This window comes from Sphingobacteriaceae bacterium (genome assembly GCA_002319075.1).
Taxonomy (GTDB): Bacteria; Bacteroidota; Bacteroidia; order B-17B0; family Aurantibacillaceae; genus Aurantibacillus.
On the sequence record NVQB01000001.1, the window covers coordinates 5511805 to 5531233 of the forward strand.

Annotated in this window: 20 protein-coding genes; 11 read left to right on the top strand and 9 right to left on the bottom strand. The window is 35.6% G+C overall.

Annotated features, from left to right (window positions below):
• Positions 1 to 284: 284 nt before the first annotated feature.
• Complete coding sequence (locus CNR22_23820; protein ID PBQ34673.1) at positions 285 to 632, bottom strand: anti-anti-sigma factor; 348 nt, start codon at positions 630 to 632, stop codon at positions 285 to 287.
• A gap of 3 nt (positions 633 to 635) precedes the next feature.
• The gene (locus CNR22_23825; protein PBQ34674.1) at positions 636 to 1106 is read right to left on the bottom strand and encodes a transcriptional repressor; all 471 of its coding nucleotides are present in this window, start codon (positions 1104 to 1106) and stop codon (positions 636 to 638) included.
• Positions 1107 to 1304: 198 nt separating this feature from the next.
• Between CNR22_23825 and CNR22_23830 the strand changes: the two genes are divergently transcribed.
• A complete protein-coding gene (locus CNR22_23830; GenBank protein ID PBQ34675.1) occupies positions 1305 to 2084 on the top strand; it encodes a hydrolase Nlp/P60 in 780 nt (259 codons plus the stop codon).
• A 181-nt stretch (positions 2085 to 2265) separates the two neighbouring features.
• On the opposite strand, the gene CNR22_23835 is transcribed toward CNR22_23830, so the two are convergent.
• Positions 2266 to 2853 carry a hypothetical protein gene (locus CNR22_23835; protein ID PBQ34676.1) on the bottom strand — a complete coding sequence of 196 codons (588 nt, stop codon included), beginning with the start codon at positions 2851 to 2853 and terminating at the stop codon, positions 2266 to 2268.
• A 508-nt stretch (positions 2854 to 3361) separates the two neighbouring features.
• Between CNR22_23835 and CNR22_23840 the strand changes: the two genes are divergently transcribed.
• The 5 genes from CNR22_23840 (at position 3362) to CNR22_23860 (ending at position 8726) form a co-directional block, all read left to right on the top strand.
• Entirely contained in the window at positions 3362 to 3982 is a 621-nt protein-coding gene (locus tag CNR22_23840) for a hypothetical protein (GenBank protein ID PBQ34989.1), read from the top strand.
• Positions 3983 to 3986: 4 nt separating this feature from the next.
• Positions 3987 to 6308 (top strand): sugar hydrolase, encoded by a 2322-nt coding sequence (locus CNR22_23845; protein ID PBQ34677.1) that lies wholly within the window; start codon positions 3987 to 3989, stop codon positions 6306 to 6308.
• Positions 6309 to 6569: 261 nt separating this feature from the next.
• A complete protein-coding gene (locus CNR22_23850) occupies positions 6570 to 7589 on the top strand; it encodes a hypothetical protein (GenBank protein PBQ34678.1) in 1020 nt (339 codons plus the stop codon).
• Positions 7590 to 7815: 226 nt separating this feature from the next.
• Positions 7816 to 8196 carry a hypothetical protein gene (locus tag CNR22_23855; GenBank protein ID PBQ34679.1) on the top strand — a complete coding sequence of 127 codons (381 nt, stop codon included), beginning with the start codon at positions 7816 to 7818 and terminating at the stop codon, positions 8194 to 8196.
• A gap of 194 nt (positions 8197 to 8390) precedes the next feature.
• Complete coding sequence (locus CNR22_23860; protein ID PBQ34680.1) at positions 8391 to 8726, top strand: hypothetical protein; 336 nt, start codon at positions 8391 to 8393, stop codon at positions 8724 to 8726.
• Between the two features lie 54 nt (positions 8727 to 8780).
• Here CNR22_23860 and CNR22_23865 read toward each other — a convergent pair whose 3' ends face one another.
• Positions 8781 to 9002 carry a hypothetical protein gene (locus tag CNR22_23865; GenBank protein PBQ34990.1) on the bottom strand — a complete coding sequence of 74 codons (222 nt, stop codon included), beginning with the start codon at positions 9000 to 9002 and terminating at the stop codon, positions 8781 to 8783.
• A 179-nt stretch (positions 9003 to 9181) separates the two neighbouring features.
• Between CNR22_23865 and CNR22_23870 the strand changes: the two genes are divergently transcribed.
• The 3 genes from CNR22_23870 to CNR22_23880 all read left to right on the top strand — a co-directional run bounded on the left by CNR22_23870 (position 9182) and on the right by CNR22_23880 (position 13172).
• Entirely contained in the window at positions 9182 to 9394 is a 213-nt protein-coding gene (locus CNR22_23870; GenBank protein ID PBQ34681.1) for a transcriptional regulator, read from the top strand.
• Between the two features lie 116 nt (positions 9395 to 9510).
• Complete coding sequence (locus CNR22_23875; protein PBQ34682.1) at positions 9511 to 12555, top strand: endonuclease; 3045 nt, start codon at positions 9511 to 9513, stop codon at positions 12553 to 12555.
• Positions 12556 to 12557: 2 nt separating this feature from the next.
• The gene (locus CNR22_23880) at positions 12558 to 13172 is read left to right on the top strand and encodes a hypothetical protein (GenBank protein PBQ34683.1); all 615 of its coding nucleotides are present in this window, start codon (positions 12558 to 12560) and stop codon (positions 13170 to 13172) included.
• 392 nt (positions 13173 to 13564) lie between these two features.
• Here CNR22_23880 and CNR22_23885 read toward each other — a convergent pair whose 3' ends face one another.
• A complete protein-coding gene (locus CNR22_23885; protein PBQ34684.1) occupies positions 13565 to 13795 on the bottom strand; it encodes a hypothetical protein in 231 nt (76 codons plus the stop codon).
• 97 nt (positions 13796 to 13892) lie between these two features.
• On the bottom strand, positions 13893 to 14114 hold the full coding sequence (locus CNR22_23890) for a hypothetical protein (protein ID PBQ34685.1): 222 nt from the start codon (positions 14112 to 14114) through the stop codon (positions 13893 to 13895).
• Between the two features lie 95 nt (positions 14115 to 14209).
• On the opposite strand from CNR22_23890, the gene CNR22_23895 reads away from it, so the two are divergent.
• Complete coding sequence (locus CNR22_23895) at positions 14210 to 14428, top strand: transcriptional regulator (protein PBQ34686.1); 219 nt, start codon at positions 14210 to 14212, stop codon at positions 14426 to 14428.
• Between the two features lie 63 nt (positions 14429 to 14491).
• A complete protein-coding gene (locus CNR22_23900) occupies positions 14492 to 15067 on the top strand; it encodes a hypothetical protein (protein ID PBQ34687.1) in 576 nt (191 codons plus the stop codon).
• Positions 15068 to 15094: 27 nt separating this feature from the next.
• Here the strand turns inward: CNR22_23900 and CNR22_23905 are convergent, their stop codons facing one another.
• The 3 genes from CNR22_23905 to CNR22_23915 all read right to left on the bottom strand — a co-directional run bounded on the left by CNR22_23905 (position 15095) and on the right by CNR22_23915 (position 19425).
• Positions 15095 to 15985: a hypothetical protein gene (locus CNR22_23905; GenBank protein ID PBQ34688.1), complete on the bottom strand. Its 891-nt coding sequence runs from the start codon at positions 15983 to 15985 to the stop codon at positions 15095 to 15097.
• Between the two features lie 32 nt (positions 15986 to 16017).
• On the bottom strand, positions 16018 to 16224 hold the full coding sequence (locus tag CNR22_23910) for a hypothetical protein (GenBank protein ID PBQ34689.1): 207 nt from the start codon (positions 16222 to 16224) through the stop codon (positions 16018 to 16020).
• 561 nt (positions 16225 to 16785) lie between these two features.
• Complete coding sequence (locus tag CNR22_23915) at positions 16786 to 19425, bottom strand: RNA-binding protein (protein PBQ34690.1); 2640 nt, start codon at positions 19423 to 19425, stop codon at positions 16786 to 16788.
• Positions 19426 to 19429: the final 4 nt, after the last annotated feature.

A 19429-nucleotide genomic window follows, 5' to 3' on the forward strand; every position in this document is an offset into this window, starting at 1 on the left:
TGTGTTGTTTAGTTGCCGACAATGTAGAGAAAAAAGATAACAAACATTAACAAACAGTTAAGAAAAAAGTTAATTTTAATCAAGTTTTAAGTCAGAAAATTTAATTATGAGGTAAAATGCATTGTTATTAGGTGAAACGACAACAAGCCCCAGATGTCTAAAATTTTAGATTTGGGATATACATATTTAACAATAGACTTAAAGTTAACCCAAAGCTAAAGTTGAGCGCAAAAAAAACTCCTTTATAAAAAGGAGTTTTGACAAAACAGGCATGTAAAAGTTCTTTAAGCACCAAGCATGGCAAGTGCATCAGCCTGAGTATCGGCTACTTTAAAAAGCGTGTGAAGTTTGGTAATGAGAATAAGTTCGTTTATTTTTTTATTCATGTTGTAGAGCACTGCTTCGCCACCAGCCACACGGGCTTTGGTGAGTAATTGAATAAGTGTATTTAATCCACTACTATTCATGTAAATTAATTTTTCAAGATCAATAACCCATTGCGAGCAGTTTTGAGTGATAAGTTCTTCCGACTTTTCAAGTAATGCAATAGCCTGACCTTTTTCAATCAGGTTACCACTCATACTTATTACGGCGTAGTTACCGTTGTTGGAAATTGTAAAATCAAAAACCATAATTTACTTTTTATAATGTTGACAGGCGCCAGATTCGCTTAAAAATTTACATTTTGCAAAAAAATTAAGAGAATGGTGCAGTACTTTAAAGTTTAACATTTCTTCCGTGCTTCTTTGAATCTGCATTATACGAGGATCGCAAAACTCAAATACTTTTTCACAATCGGTACAGATCAGGTGATCGTGTTGCCTGTATTTATAGGCTTTTTCAAACTGAGCCATATTTTTACCGAACTGATGTTTAATAACAAGCCCGGCATCCAGCAAAATCTCAATATTGTTGTACAAAGTTGCACGACTAACCCTGTATTTTTTATTCTTCATCATGAGATATAACCCTTCAATGTCGAAATGACCATCGTGGGAATAAATCTCGTTCAAAATCGCAAAACGTTCTGAAGTCTTGCGGTGTTTATTAACTTCCAGGTAATCAGTTAATATTTTATTTACAGCATCCTTGGTCTCCTGGCTCATAACTAAGTTTCTAAATTAGACATAATTTGAATTTATCGCAAATAAAAAAGTTTGGGCCACCTTGTTATTTAGCCCAAAATTACCAATTGATAGACGAACCTGGTATATTAAGGACGCATACGCCTATTAACAGTTGCGCCTTAAAGATATTTTTGCAGCCTTTTAATTTCAGTAATAAATTAATTACATTTAGCAATTATGCAACACGGAATTTGTACGCTCAGTATTGTGCCTGCGAGAAAAGAACCTTCTGGAACAAGTGAAATGGTTACCCAGCTTTTATTCGGTGAACACTACACAATTCTTGAGCAGGGCGAAGACTGGCTTCGCATAAAAACCGCTTTTGATAATTACGAATGTTGGATCAACGGTAAACAACATACCAAAATTCCTGAAAGTTTATTCCAGCAGCTCGAAAAACAAGATGCTGTGTATTCTAACGAATTGGTGCAACTTCTTCATGATAAAAGGAATGAAACCCATTTTCCGGTGAGTATTGGAGCTACCCTACCCTTTTTTAAAAACCATACTACCAGTTTTGATGTTTTTGATTTTGGATTTGAAGGGGCAACGGCTTCGCTAAAGGAAAAGAAATCAGCGAGAGATATTATCAATTCAGCCTATGTATTCCTTAATGCTCCTTATTTGTGGGGTGGAAAGAGTCCTTTCGGTATTGATTGCAGTGGTTTTACACAATTAGTATACAAATTAAACGGTTATAAATTACCCCGCGACGCCTACCAACAGGTTGAAACCGGGACACCCCTTAGTTTTGTGGAAGAGGCAGAAGCCGGGGACCTGGCGTTTTTTGATAACGAAGAAGGCCGGATTATTCATGTGGGCATTTTATTAAACAACGAACAGATTATTCATGCGAGTGGTTGTGTACGCATTGATAAATTTGACCACTATGGTATTTTTCATACAGAAACTAAAAAGTACTCGCACACTTTAAGAGTTATAAAAAGGCTGCTGTAATTCGGATGTGTAGATTAGGCCCGCCTTTACAGATACAGCCCCTACTATCGCTCAAAACCATGCTTTAACCATTGCCGTGAGTGGAAAACTTTGCGTGGGTTGCAAAAGTTGTAAAGAAGGACATAAAGTTTCATTTTTAGTAAACCTGATTACCCATTTAAAAAGCTTTCTATAAACGCCTTTAACCGAAAGCGGTGTTAACCTGTATTTGTTTCTGGCTTAAAGATAAGTGTGCCGGCAGAGCTTTAGAAAGTGGATAAAAAGGCGATAGCTTTTTGGCTCGTCTGCGTCTGATAGCCCCTGAAAGGATAATAGGAGTGCTGCCTTCCTTCACTTTATCATGAGATTCTTTAATGAACCCGGCTATGAGTAGAATGTCATAAAGGCAAAGATCTTTGGTTATTTTAAATTCCTTTAAAAGTGCCTGAGCCTGACGTGTCTGCATCCCTTTCATAGGGTCGCGCTTTCCACGAAGGGATTCCTTATCGTTATCTGCGAGCAGGCGCATCAACTTCATGAGGCGGTGGTAAAGGGTTTTGTCTTTATAACCGGTGTGTCTTATTACCAGGCGGCGGATAGTAGACGCAGCCCGGGCACAGGCTGTGAATTCTTCGCTGTTCTCTCTTGATCGAACAAATGCCGGCGAGGTTTTGAATTGTTTCCGCTTTGGCCCTCCCTTGGCCCTGACCAGCCAGCCAAAGACGCTTTTGTAGAAAGAAATACCATTTACAGTACCTGAGAGTTTTATATCACCGACCTGAAATGCCATATGCAAAGATACCTGAAAATTGGACGAAAAATTGTACGAATGAGTAAGAGTGTATTGACCTCTGAGGGAAGGTGTATGAGAGGCTGAGTAAATGCATGAGTTTCGTACTAAAAGACGGGATATGTACGGGGTAAGTAGGGAGTATTACGCAAGGAACCAGGGAGTTGGCATAAGGTAAACTTCACCATGCCTTCACAACTTTTGCCCCTGATAGCTGTCGTACAGCTGCGCTGTACCGGGTAAAACTCTCTTGAATAAACAAGTTCTATCTTTTGATTACTAACTTTTACATTCAAAGATTTCGGTTAAATGACCAGAATCTTTAGTTTCAAACAAAGGTTTAAAAAATGATCGCCCTGATCTTTGAAATGCTTATTTTTAATTTTAAATCAAAGCCGTGGTTAACAGGTATAAACTGCTATTCGTTTTAGTCTTCTTTAGTGTCCTGATTCTATCTTTGTACGCTTTTCATAGTTTGCGTGATGATAAGGACATTCTTAGCTATGTGATGGACCCAAAAAAACAGGAGCTTGGTTTGTACTGGAAAGATGACGATGGTAAACTGTTGGGGAGCATTGGCGCGTTAAAGTCTTACCTGGAAAGAAAAAAAGTAAAACTTCTATTTGCCTGCAACGCGGGTATGTATATGGAAAACCAATCTCCGCTTGGTTTATTCATTAAAGAAAACAAACAACTGCGCGCTCTGAATACGAGCAGTGGAAAAGGCAATTTTCATATGAAACCCAATGGTGTGTTTTACCTGGATGATCTGCAACAGGCCGGTATTTGTAAGACCGAAGATTATTCCAGGCAAAAAAACATACGCTATGCAAGCCAATCGGGACCAATGCTGGTTATTGACGGGGCAATACACTCTTCTTTTACCAAGGGCTCCGAAAACCTTAACATTCGTAATGGTGTTGGCATTCTTCCCGATAATAAAGTGGTGTTTGCCATGTCTAAAAACCCCATTAACTTTTATGACTTTGCCTTGTACTTTAAAAACCTGGGATGCAAAAACGCGCTCTATTTTGATGGATTTGTTTCCCGCAGCTATCTTCCCGAAAAAAACTGGATACAAACGGATGGTAATTTCGGAGTGATGGTTGGAGTAACCCCTAAATTTTAAATCAATGATTCGTAAAAAAATTAGCCTCACTCTCCCTTCCATTTTCATTAGCCTTTTTTCTTTCTCGCAGAAGCCTGCCGATATGGAGGTGATTAAGTTTGTAAACCCTTTTGTGGGAACCGAAAAAATGGGACACACCTACCCTGGTGCAACCGTTCCATTTGGCATGGTACAATTGAGTCCTGATACCGACACCTTGCAATACGAACTCAACGGAAAATACAATCCCGATATTTATAAGTACTGCGCGGGTTACCAGTATTCAGACAAAACTATTGTGGGTTTTAGCCATACGCATTTTAGCGGGACGGGACATTCTGATCTTGGCGATATTTTAATTATGCCCACGGAAGGTGCTCTGCAATTAAATCCCGGAACGGCCGATAAACCTGCAAGTGGGTTTCGTTCAGCTTTCTCACATGCTAACGAGTTTGCAGAACCCAATTACTACAAAGTAAAATTAGACGATCACAACATACAGGCAGAATTGACCACCAGCGCGCGCGTGGGCATGCACAGCTATACTTTTCCGAAATCGCAACAGAGTCATATTATTTTAGATATGATGTCGGGTATTTATAATTACGACTCTAAAAATGTATGGACGTTTATTCGTGTGGAGAATGATTCTTTAATTACCGGCTACCGTGAAACCAATGGCTGGGCAAGAACAAGAACTGTTTATTTTGCTATTTCTTTTTCTAAAGCTTTTAAGAATTACGGCTATAAAAACTTTTCGAAGAAAGAAGTTTACCGTGGCTTCTGGAGAAAATTTGATCAAAGCCATAACTTTGCTGAAATGGCGGGAACACAACTAAGGGCGTTTTTTGATTTCGATACGGATGCCAACGAATCTCTGAAACTCAAGGTAGCTCTGTCTTCTGTAAGTACGGAAGGCGCCCTGCTAAATTTACGAACAGAAATTCCGCACTGGGATTTTGAAAAAGTAAAGCGCGATGGGCAAAAGTTATGGCATGATGAACTCGGAAAGATAAAAGTTGAAACACTAAATCCGGAAGACAAAGTAAATTTTTATACGGCCATGTACCATGCTTTTTTGAGTCCGACTTTGTACATGGACGTTGACGGGAAGTACCGTGGGCTTGACCAGAACATTCATAAAGCAGAAGGATTTTCGAATTACACGACATTTTCTTTGTGGGACACTTACCGGGCTTTGCATCCTTTTTTAAATCTGCTGCAACCGAAAAGAAATTCAGATATGATCCGCTCTATGCTAAGTCATTACGATCAGAGTGTGCATCGCATGTTGCCGGTATGGTCGCATTACGCGAACGAAAACTGGTGCATGATTGGTTATCATAGTGTTTCCGTTATTGCAGACGCGGTAATGAAAGGAACTACGGGGTTTGATCCCGAAGTAGCTCTGCTAGCCTGTGCCACGACCGCCAGAAATAAACAGTATGACGGCCTGGACTATTATATGGACCGCGGTTTTATTCCCGAAGACAAAAATGGAAGTTCCGTTTCAAAAACATTAGAGTATGCTTACGATGACTGGTGCATTGCGCAGATGGCGAAAAAATTAAGTCACAAAGAGCTCTACGATGAATTTATAAAACGTTCTGAAAATTATAAAAACGTGTATGATGCATCGATTGGGTTTATGCGTCCGAGGTTAAACGACGGAAGTTTTAAAAAAGAATTTGATGTGTTGAGTACCAACCAGGCCGGTTACATTGAAGGCAACTCGTGGAACTACAGTCTGTATGTACCGCACCAACCTGACTCGCTTATAAAATTAATGGGTGGTAAAAAAAGATTTTCGCAGCACCTCGATTCACTGTTCACTATGAGTTTACCCGATAAGTATTTTGCGGAAACTGAAGATATCAGTCGCGACGGTATTATAGGTAATTACGTGCATGGCAATGAACCCTCACATCATGTGGCTTACTTCTTTAACTGGGCTGACGCCTCCTGGAAAACACAGGAAAACATCCGCATGATCCTTAAAAAAATGTACAAACCCGGTTCAGACGGCCTGGGCGGAAACGATGATTGCGGGCAGATGAGTGCCTGGTACATTTTTAGTGCTTTAGGATTTTATCCCGTTGCACCTGGATCTGACCGGTATTCTATAGGGAGTCCACTTGTAAAATCGGCGCAGTTACTTTTAGAGAACGGAAAAACCTTTAGCATAGAAACCAGGAATCAGAGCGATAAAAATGTTTATATAGAAAAAATTCTGTTGAATGGAGAAGACCTCAAAAGAGCCTATTTAACGCATGCAGAAATTGTATCGGGAGGCAAGGTGCTTTTTATAATGGGTGGAAAACCGAACAAGAAGTTGTTTTTGAATTAAGATCTAGTGGTAAAGAAAAATTTGCGAGGAACACTTTTACACAGTTTTGTTATACAAAGTGGTGTTTAAAAAGCCATGAGTAAGAAAAATTCTATTATATTTGATTTACCGCCAACATTACAAAAGGTAATGCAATCGTGTAAAATTCGCCAGATTGGAGGAAGAAAGGTAATGGTATAAGGTAATTATGGGAAAGCCGTTGGACGACTACTGGAAAAACTTAAAGAACAAAAACATTAGGACAACAATACATAAAATCTAATGAAAGGTAATTCTGCTCTTTTCACTCTTGTAATTATTGTTGCAATAATCGCATTCATAATAAAGGTCGTTATATCGGTAGTAAGTTCTCTATTGCTTCCAATTGGCATCACTGTATTAGTGGCCGGTGTGTTGACGTTATCGTATATAGTTTATAGACACTTCTATTTCAATAGTAGCAAATTTTTAAATCTCAAAAGTGACATTCAAAAATATATTAAGAATTGCAACGACCTGAACAGTCATATTAATGAATTAAAAAGTTCTTTCGTTGACATAAATACATACGACTATGGACAAGGGGAACTCAATGACAACAGTAATTTCAAATTCAAACGCAAGGAGTGGCAAAATAACATTAAGAATCATCAGATTTATAACTGTTCTGCAGCCGTATGTAAAAGCGCAAGTAATCAACCAATCAAATACCTCTGTAAATATTTCAATATCGAGACAAATGAAGGTACATTAATGAGTTTTGAAACTGTGCTTAATGACTTTGCTGCGGCAGAACAAGGAAAAGAACTACTAAGGAATGAAAGAGATTCAATTCTAAGCAACATCAGCGAATCTATTCCGAAATTAATTATGTACTTCAACAAGAACATGGTTATTCGGAAGCTTGGCTTTGAAAGTTACGATTTTAGCGATTTGTACTTACCTGTCTACACTTTTCAGTATGTGTCTGCGGGTGGCAACAGCTCGACAAAATGTGACATAAAATTAAACATCGACAACTTAGAGAACTTGATTTCATATTTAAATGATTTAATTAAATTTAAAAAGAGCGTTCAGGGACAAAGGGCCTTAATGACATCCGCTCTAAGAGAAAAAATAAAATCAAGAGATAACTTTTGTTGCAAAAAATGCTGCTTATCAATTAGAGATGAAAAGAATTTATTGCTAGAGATTGACCATGTTATTCCGCTTTCAAAAGGCGGTATTACATCTGAAGACAATTTGCAAACTCTTTGTTGGAAATGCAATCGGACTAAAGGTTCAAAAATTGAAAACACATAATAAATGTTTATGCGGACACTTAATCAGACTGAAAACTGTGTGCAACGGCCAACCCATAACGGCAGTCTTGCGTCCATGCCGGGTCTTTTTTGTTTTGGCATTTCGGCGGACATTAGTACATTTATAACATTGCGGAAGCCGGCACGGCGCAAGGCTGCCATACGTTAGTACCAATTGAGGCGGACATATAACACGACTTGAAGTTTGATGAAATTATAAATATACAATGACAAGTCCCAACTGGAAAATTTATAATTGGGTTATTTTATCTTTTCAGGTTTTAATCCTGGTAGTTGGACTTCTCTTTGGAAAAATCGCGTTCGGTTGGGGCTTAGGTGACTTGTTTTGGTACGGACTCATTATAGTTTCAATTTTGACACAATTAATTTTGACACTGATCTTTAAAAATAACTTTAATCGACTTCGCATTTTGACAATTATATTTCTTCTCTTTCTATTCTTCATCTCCCTGAGAGCGACAATATGGCGAGGATCTGAGTATAAATGGAATGGAAATATATTTTATTCAACTTCTTACGAAACAACTTTCGGGACAATTCCAATCGACTCACGGGACTATTACATTAACCGAGACGGAAAAAAATAGGTGAACGCAACTGGTACTAACAGCAACTAAGCGCCAGCGGACGACTGTACAGGCAAAAGCAAATTTACGGGCAGACAATTTATAGTTTTTGCTTTTGCTCGGTTTATTGTAAATTCGTTCAGACATCGGAGGCTCTTAAAAACCGGAAAGCATTCTGTTTTCGCCGGCGCTTAGTCGCAATCCGTTAGTACCAATTGCCGCGGTGGACATTTCCAAAGACAATTTCGGCGGACAAAAGAACTTTCGTTTTCAAAAACTTCTGGCATTCCGGTCGACAGCTTCCGGGCGGACATCCGGACATTAAACAAATTTTTCCCGGGACAATTTTAATTTTTTTTCGACGCTCTAACACACAAGCTCGCTCAAATGCCCGCAAGGCATTTGCCGTGTGCCGGGACGCGGCACATATTGGCTATCGCTATTGCAGCACATTTGTTTGGCCTCGGAGGACATATGGTAAAGCCAAACAAATAAGCTGCAATGCCCACGCTCAGACAAATTGGTTTCTTGCCGACGGGCAAGCGGCTTGACACAAGCTCGCTCAAAAGTCCACCGGACTTTTGCCGTGCATCCCCTCCGGCCAGTCAAAGGCGCAAGCCTGCGGCAGCATGGCTGACAGGTTTTTGTTCGTTGACGATGGTGATGGTTAATTTATTTTTTTGTTGTTTAATCTTAATGGTCTGACCTCTTTTAAAGCCAAGACTTTCAAGCCATTTGCCTTCGAGACGGATTTCAGGAATTTTGGTTTCATCGTATTTTCTGGTACGGTATTTTGTAAGGATTTTAAGTTTTCTAAATTGTATCATTGACGTTGAATTATTTAATATCGATGTTGAATTCCGCTTAAAAATATTCATTTTATGCTTTATAAGCAATATATTCATATAATTAAGCATTAAAATATGCTTTATAGACTGAAAATGAGTAAAATAGAATTTTTAGATTATGCTTATTTTGCAGAATAATTAATGTATAAAACTTCTTTATGAAGAAAAAAAGAGCTAGTAATAGAATTAAGGCTGTTTTAGCGGAACAAGGAAAAACGAACAATTGGCTTGCTGAACAATTGGATAAAAACAGAACAACTGTTTCCAAGTGGTGTACAAATCAAATGCAACCAACAATGGAAACTCTATTTGAAATAGCATTTGTTTTAGATGTAGATGTGAGAGAATTATTGGTTCCAACAAAAAAATAAAAGAGTGAATTTTGAATGCTATAAAATATAGCAAACGTCAACTACATTTTATCGTAATTTAGTTGTGTGAAATTGAAGTATTTAGACTAAGGATTTTATAGACGGGCAAATTAGTAATGACAGGACAAGAGGTTATAGAATTAATTGGATTAGACAGAGCTAAATCTATAAATTCTAAGAGTAAAAAACTCTTAGAAAGCGAGTCTATTGTATTTGATCATGTTCGTGAATTTGGAGTTGATTCGGTTTATTTTAACACAGATGAAAACGGAAATAGTTTTCCTGCCGTATTTTTAAAAAAGGTAAAAAGTTTTGACGTGGAAACATTGCAAGTAATAGCTGATACCCACAGAAAAATATGGAATTATAAAAAAGTACTATTCTTATATGTTTATTCCGAAATAGAAATTCGTATATATAATTGTTCTGAAAAACCTCTTATTAAAACCCAAGAGAATTTTGATTATCAAAAAGAACTTCAAAGCATCGAAATAGAAAGTTATTCTTTTTCAGACAAAAAACAACTTGAAGAACTCAATAAACTTTTTTCAAGAATAGCCATTGATTCCGGAGTTATTTGGACATTAGAAGAAGCTCAATTTATTAGAGATAAAATAAATTTACAACGTAGAGTTGATAAATACTTAGTAGAAAGCTTAGTTAACACTGCCCAACAACTAGAACAGGAAGGTCTAAAAGTTGATTTTATTCATAAAATCATTCTTCGTTCCCTTTTCTTATTGTATCTTGAAGATAGAGGAGCTACGGACCATAAATTGTACTCTCAAATTAAAAAAGGGACAAAATCTTATTTTGATATTTTAGACGATACGAAGTCTACATACCTGTTATTCGACCGCTTGGAAGAAGATTTTAATGGGAACGTTTTTACTTTAGAAAAGGGAGAAAAAATATCTGCAGAACAACTTCAACTAATAAAAAAATGTTTCATAAGTGGTAATGATAACACACCTCAATCAAAATTGTTTGAAGAATGGAGATTGTTTGATTTCAGTATTATACAAATTGAGTTGTTAAGTGAAATTTACGAAAACTTTTTATTCAAAACCGATCCTGATTTAAAGAAAAAAACAGGAACATATTATACGCCTCCTGCACTGGTAGAATTTATATTAAATGAGAAGTTACCGATTAGAAAAAATGAAAAAAACTATAATATAAAAGTATTAGACCCAAGTTGTGGTTCTGGAATTTTTTTAGTTGAAAGTTTCAACCGTTTGGTAAAACGTTATGAAAACCAGCACAAGGAGAAGCTAACGGATTTTGATAGGTTAAATAAATTATTAACTGATAATATTTTCGGTATTGAACTACACCCTCAAGCTATAAAAGTAGCGGCATTTAGCTTATACTTGGCATTAGTTGATAAATTAGATCCTAAAAATTTATGGCAAAAGAAAAAACATCGTTTGCCTAATCTTATCAATAATCCTAATGATAAATCATTAAAAGCACAAGGCAAAAATCTATTTTGTAGAGATACCATTCTGCAAAATATAGAAATTGAAAATATTGAATTCAATTTGGTAGTTGGTAATCCGCCATTTGGAACAACTGATTTATCAAAATCAGTCATTAAATATTGTGAGAAATATGGTTTTGCCAAAGAAATGGTTCTACCATTTCTTCACAAAGCGACAAATTTTGCACCAAATGGCGAGATAGCTTTGATCTTTAATACTAAAGTTTTGACGAACACAGGTGGAACATATCAAAATTTTAGGAAGTGGCTGTTTCAAGAATGTTATGTAGATAAAATATATAACTTTTCCATTCTTCGGAATGCAAAGAAAAATTTTGGAGGACAATTATTTGGCGATGCGACAGGTCCGATAAGTATTCTATTCTATCAAAAAGAACAACCAAAAAATCCAAAAGATAAAATTGCATACTATGCTCCAAAAACATTTATTAAATCCAATATAATTGATGGATTAAGTATTGACTTTTCAGATTTAAAATTTCTGCCTAGAAATGAATGTGAGAAGCCTGATACCAATATCTGGAAAATTGCAATGTGGGGGGGAATGAATGATTGGGATTTAATACAAAGGCTGAATAAAGAATTCACTTCAATTAATAGCTTTTTAAAAAACGAAAATATTGATTATGGTGTAGGTTATCAACTGGGTAATCCTAGAAATATTGAAAATTTAGAAATCAAAAAATTACCAATTCACACTCCTAATAATATATTAAAATATTATACTCCGAAACCTACCCAAAGAATAAACATAGATAAATTCCATAGATTAGGTAAACTTGAAGCGTATCAAAACCCACATATATTACTAAACGAAGGCATTAAAGTTGATAATGGCAAGTTGACTTTGTTAGCTTCTTTTGTTGATTATAAAAGTGCTTATTCAAAAGGTATAGTTGGTATTTACTCAAAAAAAGGCGATACAAATCTGTTAAAATTATTGACGGTTTATTTGAATTCTGATTTCATCCGGTATTATTCGTTCTTAATGACATCTAGTTGGGGAATCGAAAGAGATGTAGTTAAACATAAGGAATTATTTGAAGTTCCTTTTTTATTGGAACAACTGGATGAAAAACAGAAAAAACACATTATCAAACTGTTTGATGAGGATCTTTATAATAAAGAATTTCAGACAATCAACAAGTCAATAGAAAATCAAATAAACGACATAATCTTAAACTGTTTGCTACAAAATGAAAAGTTTATTGTGCAACATTTGCTGGACAATATTGAACTATTTCACAAACAAGAAAAATCAACTGCTCTATATCCTTTACTCCAACAGCAAACGCAAGAATACGGAAAAATCATTAGTTCTGAACTCAATGATTTCCTTAATGGCCAGGATTTATTTGCAAATCCTACAGTTTATAACATTAGCAGACTTTCACCCTTGATCATTATAAAACTTTCTTTTGATAAAAAACAAAAAGAAATTATTACTTCAAATGAGTTTGTTGAAGATGAGCTAAAAAAAATAGATCAACATTTATGGGAGGAAAAATCAAGTAATATCTATTTTAGAAAAAAACTAAATTATAAAACAGAAAACGACATTTATATTATTCGACCGAATCAGCGTAGATTTTGGTCGAAGTCAATGGCATTGGAAGATGCTTCAGAATTAATTCTAGAAATCTTAAACAGGAATTAAGGATGGCATTGAATACTACTATTTACGAAAAATTCAGGAATGCTTTTGAGCATAAATGTTGTCAGCTAATAGTTGATGCGTATCAAACTTCAATAGTAGAGAAAGTTATAAAACTAGACTGGAATGAAAACGATATTTCTTCCGAATTACACCAGCATATAAAAAAAAATCCACAAAGACTGAAGTGGAAAGTTTCAACCAATGTAGAAGCTGATATTCCTAAAAACATTCCGAAAGAGAAAGGGTTTTCTGATAAATTTCCAAGGATAGATTTTAGACTGACTTCGTTTGTATCAACTTATGAGTTTGAATATTTCTTTGAAGCTAAAAATCTGAAACAAAACGATTCAGGATTAAAACGTAGATATATTGATACAGGAATTAACAACTTCGTCTCCAAAAAATACGAAAATGGTAGTTTGATCGGATATCTTCTGGAAGGCCAAACCAATGACGCGATAAACGGTATTAACTCATTATTAAAAAAAGACAAAAGAAATACGGAAACATTAATTTTGAAATCGAATAAGCTAATAAAAACCTATTACGAATCTAACCATTCTGACATTGGAGTATTGAAACACTTAATTTTTGATTTTACAAATATCTCCAGTTAACAATAGCTATTTTTACTCAATTCCAGTCTCTATTAGATCGCATGTCCTGATTTTTTTATAATCCACAGCACATTTTACAAGCACATTTGCCGCGTCTTTCAAAGGCAAATATTTTTAGTGGCGCCAAATAAGCTTGTAAAATTTCCTTCCCGCCTGTGTGGACATTAGAACGAGCAATTTTTTAAATTGCATTCCTATCGCACAAAAAAAATAAAAAGTTCGGACGGAAAAAAATGGTTTGACATCTTAAAATTTAGCGGCGGACACATGACCAGAAGTTAAACTGTGTGGCGGCAACTGGGTACTAACAGCACGCGTAGCGCCATTTTTGCGCATTAGCGCCTAAATGCATAACTTGGACTTAGCAAAAACGGACGCCAGCGTGCCATCCGTTAGTACCAATTGCCGCGGACATCTCCAATGACAATTTTACGGCAGACAACAGAGTTTTCGTTTTCAAAAACTTCTGGCATTCCGGTCGACAGCTTTTGGGCGGACATCCGAACATTAAACAAATTTTCCCAGGACAATTTTAATTTTTTTCCTACGCTTCTTTCTGCCCCGTGACGCGGGGCAAATTGGCTATCGCAATTGCAGCACATTTGTTTGGCATCGGAGGACATTTAGTAAAGCCAAACAAATAAGCTGCAATGCCTACGCGCAAAACAAATTGGTTGCTTGCCGACGGGCAAGCGTGTTTGCGCGTCTCGCTCCGCTTAGTCAAAGGCGCAAGCCTGCGGCAGCATGGCGGACAGGTTTTTGTTCGTTGACAACTGTAATAGTTAATTTATTTTTTTGCTGTTTAATCTTGACAGTCTGACCTTGCTTAAAGCCCAGTGCTTCCAGCCATTTGCCTTCGAGACGGATTTCAGGAATTTTAGTTTCATCATACTTTCGTGTACGGTATTTTGTGTGAATTTTGAGTTTTCTGAAATTAATCATCGTCATATAACTGTATGACAAATATAACATGAGAATTTCATTTGTCAACTTTTAATATGACAAACTTGTCAACAAATTAGCTGACATTTGTTTTAGTGACACGCGATAAACTCAAAAAGAAAATCGGACAACGGATCATCGAATTCCGGGAACAAAAAGGTTGGAGTCAAGCCGATCTGGCGAGAGCTTGTAGTAAAGACAGACAAGCTATTGAAAAACTTGAGAATGGGAAGGTGAATCCAACGCTCTATACTTTGCTTGAAGTTGCGAATGCTTTGGAAATTTCATTAGCTAAATTAGTTGATTTAAGTTAGTTATATTACATTATAAACTCAATTCATATGTACAAATTTATATTCGTTATCATACTTTGTGTTATGGAATGTAAGTCCCAGCGGCTGCCTTCTCCAGAAGAGTTATTAGGAAAGCAAGACAATGCAAAACTTAAGAAACCTAAGTTTAATCCAAAGGCGAAATATAAATCTGTTAGTACAATATTTGAAACGAAAGATAATCGACTAGAGTACATGATATCAAATATGGCTACATATTGTAAAGATGGACCAATATATTATAGTGGCTTCAAAAACATTTATTATAACACAGACCTCGCTGTGATTGATACGAATAAAGCCTCAAGCGGCCTACTAATCACGGTAAAAATGTCTGACAATAATTTGCTTGTATTTATGTTTCACTTTTTATGCGATTTTAATAATAAAGAAACCGGACTTGTAAATGTTACGTATTTTAATTATAAGTATGGAGAAGTAGATCGATCAACTGCGAAGACCTTCAACATTAGAAGAAAAAGACTATATCCCAAAAATAATATATATACAGAAGAGTTAATTTGCGGAAAAGTCAGCTTTATTCTCGAAAACAGTAATAACAATAAAGTTAAAATGATATTTTCAGGAAAAGAAATTGAACTTGAACCACAAGTTTTATAGTGATTCTTAATTCAATATTTTCATGCGTTAATTTTGCCTATCGTCTGGGTAAGGAATGAAATTTGAATGCTCTATATTTGAAATTAAAAAACTCCAGATTTCTTTTAGCAAATCTAATTTACTCAGAAATAATTCACTTGCAGGAACATTCAAATTGTTATATCCTACAATTTTTTGATTTTCAAAAGTGTAAGTTCCATTATAAAAGGAATAAGTTAAAGACTTTGTGTTTTTTTTAGCGAAGTAAATATAATTCGTATGCATTGTATTTCTAAAACGCCCAAAGAACAGCAAAAACTCTTTATCCTCTTTCACCCTGTCTTTTGGATATTTTTCGGCCTTCTTAAATAATAAGTCCGTCTTACGTGTGATCGGAACGTGCGTTAAATGAATGTCGATTGAACTTTCTTTAAAAGCACCTAAGTCAATTTCATTGAGAGCTGATCGTTTAAATTTGTTTATAATATCCTTACAAGAAGAGCTTAATAATTTTTCTTTTTCATCAGGTGAAGCGACAGCATCACACAATAGCGTTACACAAAGTTCAAATGTCGACCAAGCACCAATAAATAAATTTCGATTTAACGAATTTAAATATGTTTTAATCAACGCCTCTTTTTCAGTTAGTTCATACAATTTTAGAATATGAGGTTCAAGGTTTGACATTTCATGATCAAAGTGAACTTTCCCCATACGACCCATATCAGATATTTCGAAAGCTAAATTTCCCATATAGTAGCAGTATCCTATATCATATAAAAAATTATAAAAATCTTTTCTTATATCACCATCAGTGAATTTAACTACGCCTGCTTCTTTTTTTAAACCCTCAATCCAATTAAGTATGTAATCCGAATTGCGTTTGGATTTGTATTTTTCCTTTCCCAGCTGAAAGTCTTCTGTGTTAATTTTATTCATGTTATCAGTTTTTTAAATAAAGGTAGCCATGATCATAACCTTGTCTTGCTACAAAATATAGTTTTCTTAAAATTAAATTTCATTTTTCTCAACATTTCAGCAGCACATTTCACAAGCACATTTGGCGCTTCTATCCAAGGAAAATATTTTTGTGGCGCCAAATAAGCTTGCAAAATTTCCTCCCCGCCTGTGTGGACATTAGAACGGGCAATTTTCCAAATTGCATACCTATCGCACAAAAAATTAAAAGTTCGGACGTAAAAAATTGGGTTGACACTTCTAAAAATTTATCGGCGGACGCGTGACCAGAAGTTAAACTGTGTGGCGGCAACAAGGTACTAACAGCATGCAAATGCCTCATGCCGGGTTCTTTTTATTTTAAAATCTCAGCGGACATCCGTACATTTATAACATTGCGGAAGCCGGCACGAAGGCATGCATGCAATACGTTATGTTCAATGCGCCCGGTGGACGAATTAACATTTCGGCTTGACAAGAACAATAGCATCTCGGCTGACAATTATTTCTTCATCACGGCTTGACAAGTACATTAGCATTCTCCCTGACAATTGACCTCGTTTCGGACGTTCTTTAATTAATTTTCGCTACGACAACCAAGGACAGGTTTTGGACTTTGGTTCGTTAACTGTAAAATCTCGGTGTGTTTATTTTGTTGCTTGCTGACGCTTTTTTCGGCTCCTTCGGAAGCCGTAGGAACAGCTATCGCTAATTTAGTACATTTGTTTTTGCAAGAGACAGGCAAAAAGCAAATAAGCTAAATTCCAGATTTAATGAAATGTTCAACTCTTTTTTATAATAACGTCGTACTTTTTATGTTCAGCCTTAAAAGCTTTAATAATTCCAGTTATTTCATCACCGAGTTTATAAACATCATCAAAATCAGCTGGTAATTTACTACTGTGAATATAACCCGCTACTGGAGAGCCAGGAATTTCAACGAATACACCGTACGATTGAATATTTACTATTTTCATTTTATGCTCGCTACCTTTCTCTAGTTCCAAGTGCTCTTTACTTATAAAATTTGATCCAAAGTCTTCCAATTCTTTAATTGCAGCGCCAAAATTCATCGGTACACTATTATCCTTGTCAGCAATTATATCGTAGTTGAAAGCAAAATGATCCTGAAAGTATGTGTCCAAATATTTAATGAGTAATTCCGAATGGCGCAGGCTGTTTTGTATTGCTAAATGTGAGAAATGACCAACACCCGCCATGTTATTTCCAATTTCCTCAGCAACTGAAACTGTTTTGTACCAAACGTTTTCTGAACAACTTGACAAATAATCTATATTCTTTAATAAATCCAAATGAATTATTCCTGAGGTTGAAATAGATACCAAATCGTCAAGATTTACTTTAGTTGTGTCTTGGGATTCGCTTAATATCAGAGTATTTCGGATCAAAAATAAAAGTTCTTCTTCGATTCTATAGTCTGCGTGGCCATGTGAACTCAAAGTCTGTAGAATAAAAGATGTTTTATGAAAACCTAAAATTCCCCCTGATCCTTTAGAGTTTTTCAGGTCATTTAATAATTTAAGTATTGCTAATCTAACAAACGGATCCGGTAAATCATCAGAAGGGTCTGAATGAAACAAGTTTTTAACGCGTGAATTAGCGTCAGAATAATATACCAAATTACCCCGTAAAAAAACGCGACTTATAATATGATTTGGAATGCGGAATTCTCCTTTAGTTTGCTTCATTTTTAGTATTTCCTTATCCGTAATATGGCCGCTTTTGCAAAAATCTAAAAATATTTCAATTCCCCTTCTTATATCCCTTCCAGCCAGACCAGAAATTAATCTCTTAAAAAAATTACTTTGAAATAGGGAAGTAAGAATGCTTTTCAAATAATGAAGTTCATCCGAAGATGGGTAACTAACTTTAAAACCATTAGAAAGTGTATAAAATTTTTCAGGTGATTTCTCAGCTAGACGGTTTGCATATTTTATTCTACTGTAAATTACCTTTTCAAGTGAAGGAGGATTAATACGGAAAATTAAATCTTTAATAACTGTGTCAAGCGGTTTCTCATTTCTATAGTGGTCAAAGGTTGTATCACGAATTGGCAAGAAAACAATGGCTTTAATGTTATCCTTAATCCAATTGGCAACTTCGAACATCAAAAGCTGCTCCTCTAAATTTCTTTTATCGCAGTTATCTAAAACAATAATTAGTTCCTTACCGGCATCATGAACAACTTTTCTTATAAAACAGTTTAGAGTGAGATCAATATCAGCTTGAAATTCCAAAATTCTTTCAACTAGAAGACTTTTGTATTTTTCGCTTTCAGGATCTAGTAATTTTAATGCTCCTTTTTTTACAGATGCTATTTCTTGCTCGTATAATTGCTCAATAAATTCAAGACTATCGTAATCGGCTTTGATAGCTGATTTTATTTGCTTAATTAAATTTTGTTTTATCCAGCGATAAATTTCGCTTGCCGTCACGGGAGCATCATTTAAATTCAGGTTTACCCAAAAAGTACGGGCGGTAATACTAGCATCCAACGCTACTTCACGTAAATATGTTAGAAAAGTTGATTTCCCAGAACCCACGCTTCCAATTAATAATAAAACTTGGTTATTATAATTTTGAGCATTTTCAAGTTTTTTTAAAATTTCGCGAGGTTTAACTTGGTCCTCAATCTCTACAGACGTTTCATTAAGAGGTTTAACTTTTTTGCGGATTAATTTATCTATGGGCTGCACGTGTGACTCATGCTTTGATACATGCACATAAGCATTTTTAACTATATCTCTCCGCTCAGTCTCTTCATTTGGATTAAATAGATGTCTGTATTGAATTGAAATAGATTCACCGAATGTATTTCTGGTATTTTGATTCTGAATATGCTTTCCACCTAATAGATTTAGTGGATTCTTAAATGCGACATCTGTTCTAATTGACTTGCGAAAATCACTTGCGAATTTATTTAGTTTGCTTTGAGTAAAACAGGATATAAATGAGGAAAAATGAATCTCCGTTGCTATCCAATTTTTAACTTCAATTTCGAACTCAGGTTTGTCGGAATCCCAAGTGCCTGCAAGAAGTCGGATTCCATCACACGCTAAGACTAACTCGCATGGGTTTTGTTTAGAAGGAAATAACCTATTAATTTCTCCAGCGTATAAGCTAGCTTGTCTAAAAGCCTCCTGTAAGTCTTCCTTAGGTTTTTTTGCCTCTATCACGACTACTGGAACGCCCCTTATATTCAAGACAAAATCTGGGTAATATAACTGTGCTTTATCTCCCTTTCCTATTAATAATTTTCTTAAACTTTGCTTTGTTTGAATTTGAGTATTATTAAAACCTAAACCTAATGGTTCCGGATTAGTAACAAGGGGCAAAATCACTTTCATTTCAACGTCACTCTCAGTGACTAGTTGTTTTGAATCTAGAATATATTCACTCATACTT

What these genes read in the sequence shown, in the direction of transcription:
- CNR22_23820 (PBQ34673.1), bottom strand. Translation starts at nt 632, where the DNA reads ATGGTTTTTGATTTTACAATTTCCAACAACGGTAACTACGCCGTAATA.
- CNR22_23825 (PBQ34674.1), bottom strand. Translation starts at nt 1,106, where the DNA reads ATGAGCCAGGAGACCAAGGATGCTGTAAATAAAATATTAACTGATTAC.
- CNR22_23830 (PBQ34675.1), top strand. Translation starts at nt 1,305, where the DNA reads ATGCAACACGGAATTTGTACGCTCAGTATTGTGCCTGCGAGAAAAGAA.
- CNR22_23835 (PBQ34676.1), bottom strand. Translation starts at nt 2,853, where the DNA reads ATGGCATTTCAGGTCGGTGATATAAAACTCTCAGGTACTGTAAATGGT.
- CNR22_23840 (PBQ34989.1), top strand. Translation starts at nt 3,362, where the DNA reads ATGGACCCAAAAAAACAGGAGCTTGGTTTGTACTGGAAAGATGACGAT.
- CNR22_23845 (PBQ34677.1), top strand. Translation starts at nt 3,987, where the DNA reads ATGATTCGTAAAAAAATTAGCCTCACTCTCCCTTCCATTTTCATTAGC.
- CNR22_23850 (PBQ34678.1), top strand. Translation starts at nt 6,570, where the DNA reads ATGAAAGGTAATTCTGCTCTTTTCACTCTTGTAATTATTGTTGCAATA.
- CNR22_23855 (PBQ34679.1), top strand. Translation starts at nt 7,816, where the DNA reads ATGACAAGTCCCAACTGGAAAATTTATAATTGGGTTATTTTATCTTTT.
- CNR22_23865 (PBQ34990.1), bottom strand. Translation starts at nt 9,002, where the DNA reads ATGATACAATTTAGAAAACTTAAAATCCTTACAAAATACCGTACCAGA.
- CNR22_23870 (PBQ34681.1), top strand. Translation starts at nt 9,182, where the DNA reads ATGAAGAAAAAAAGAGCTAGTAATAGAATTAAGGCTGTTTTAGCGGAA.
- CNR22_23875 (PBQ34682.1), top strand. Translation starts at nt 9,511, where the DNA reads ATGACAGGACAAGAGGTTATAGAATTAATTGGATTAGACAGAGCTAAA.
- CNR22_23880 (PBQ34683.1), top strand. Translation starts at nt 12,558, where the DNA reads ATGGCATTGAATACTACTATTTACGAAAAATTCAGGAATGCTTTTGAG.
- CNR22_23885 (PBQ34684.1), bottom strand. Translation starts at nt 13,795, where the DNA reads ATGTCCTCCGATGCCAAACAAATGTGCTGCAATTGCGATAGCCAATTT.
- CNR22_23890 (PBQ34685.1), bottom strand. Translation starts at nt 14,114, where the DNA reads ATGATTAATTTCAGAAAACTCAAAATTCACACAAAATACCGTACACGA.
- CNR22_23900 (PBQ34687.1), top strand. Translation starts at nt 14,492, where the DNA reads ATGGAATGTAAGTCCCAGCGGCTGCCTTCTCCAGAAGAGTTATTAGGA.
- CNR22_23905 (PBQ34688.1), bottom strand. Translation starts at nt 15,985, where the DNA reads ATGAATAAAATTAACACAGAAGACTTTCAGCTGGGAAAGGAAAAATAC.
- CNR22_23915 (PBQ34690.1), bottom strand. Translation starts at nt 19,425, where the DNA reads ATGAGTGAATATATTCTAGATTCAAAACAACTAGTCACTGAGAGTGAC.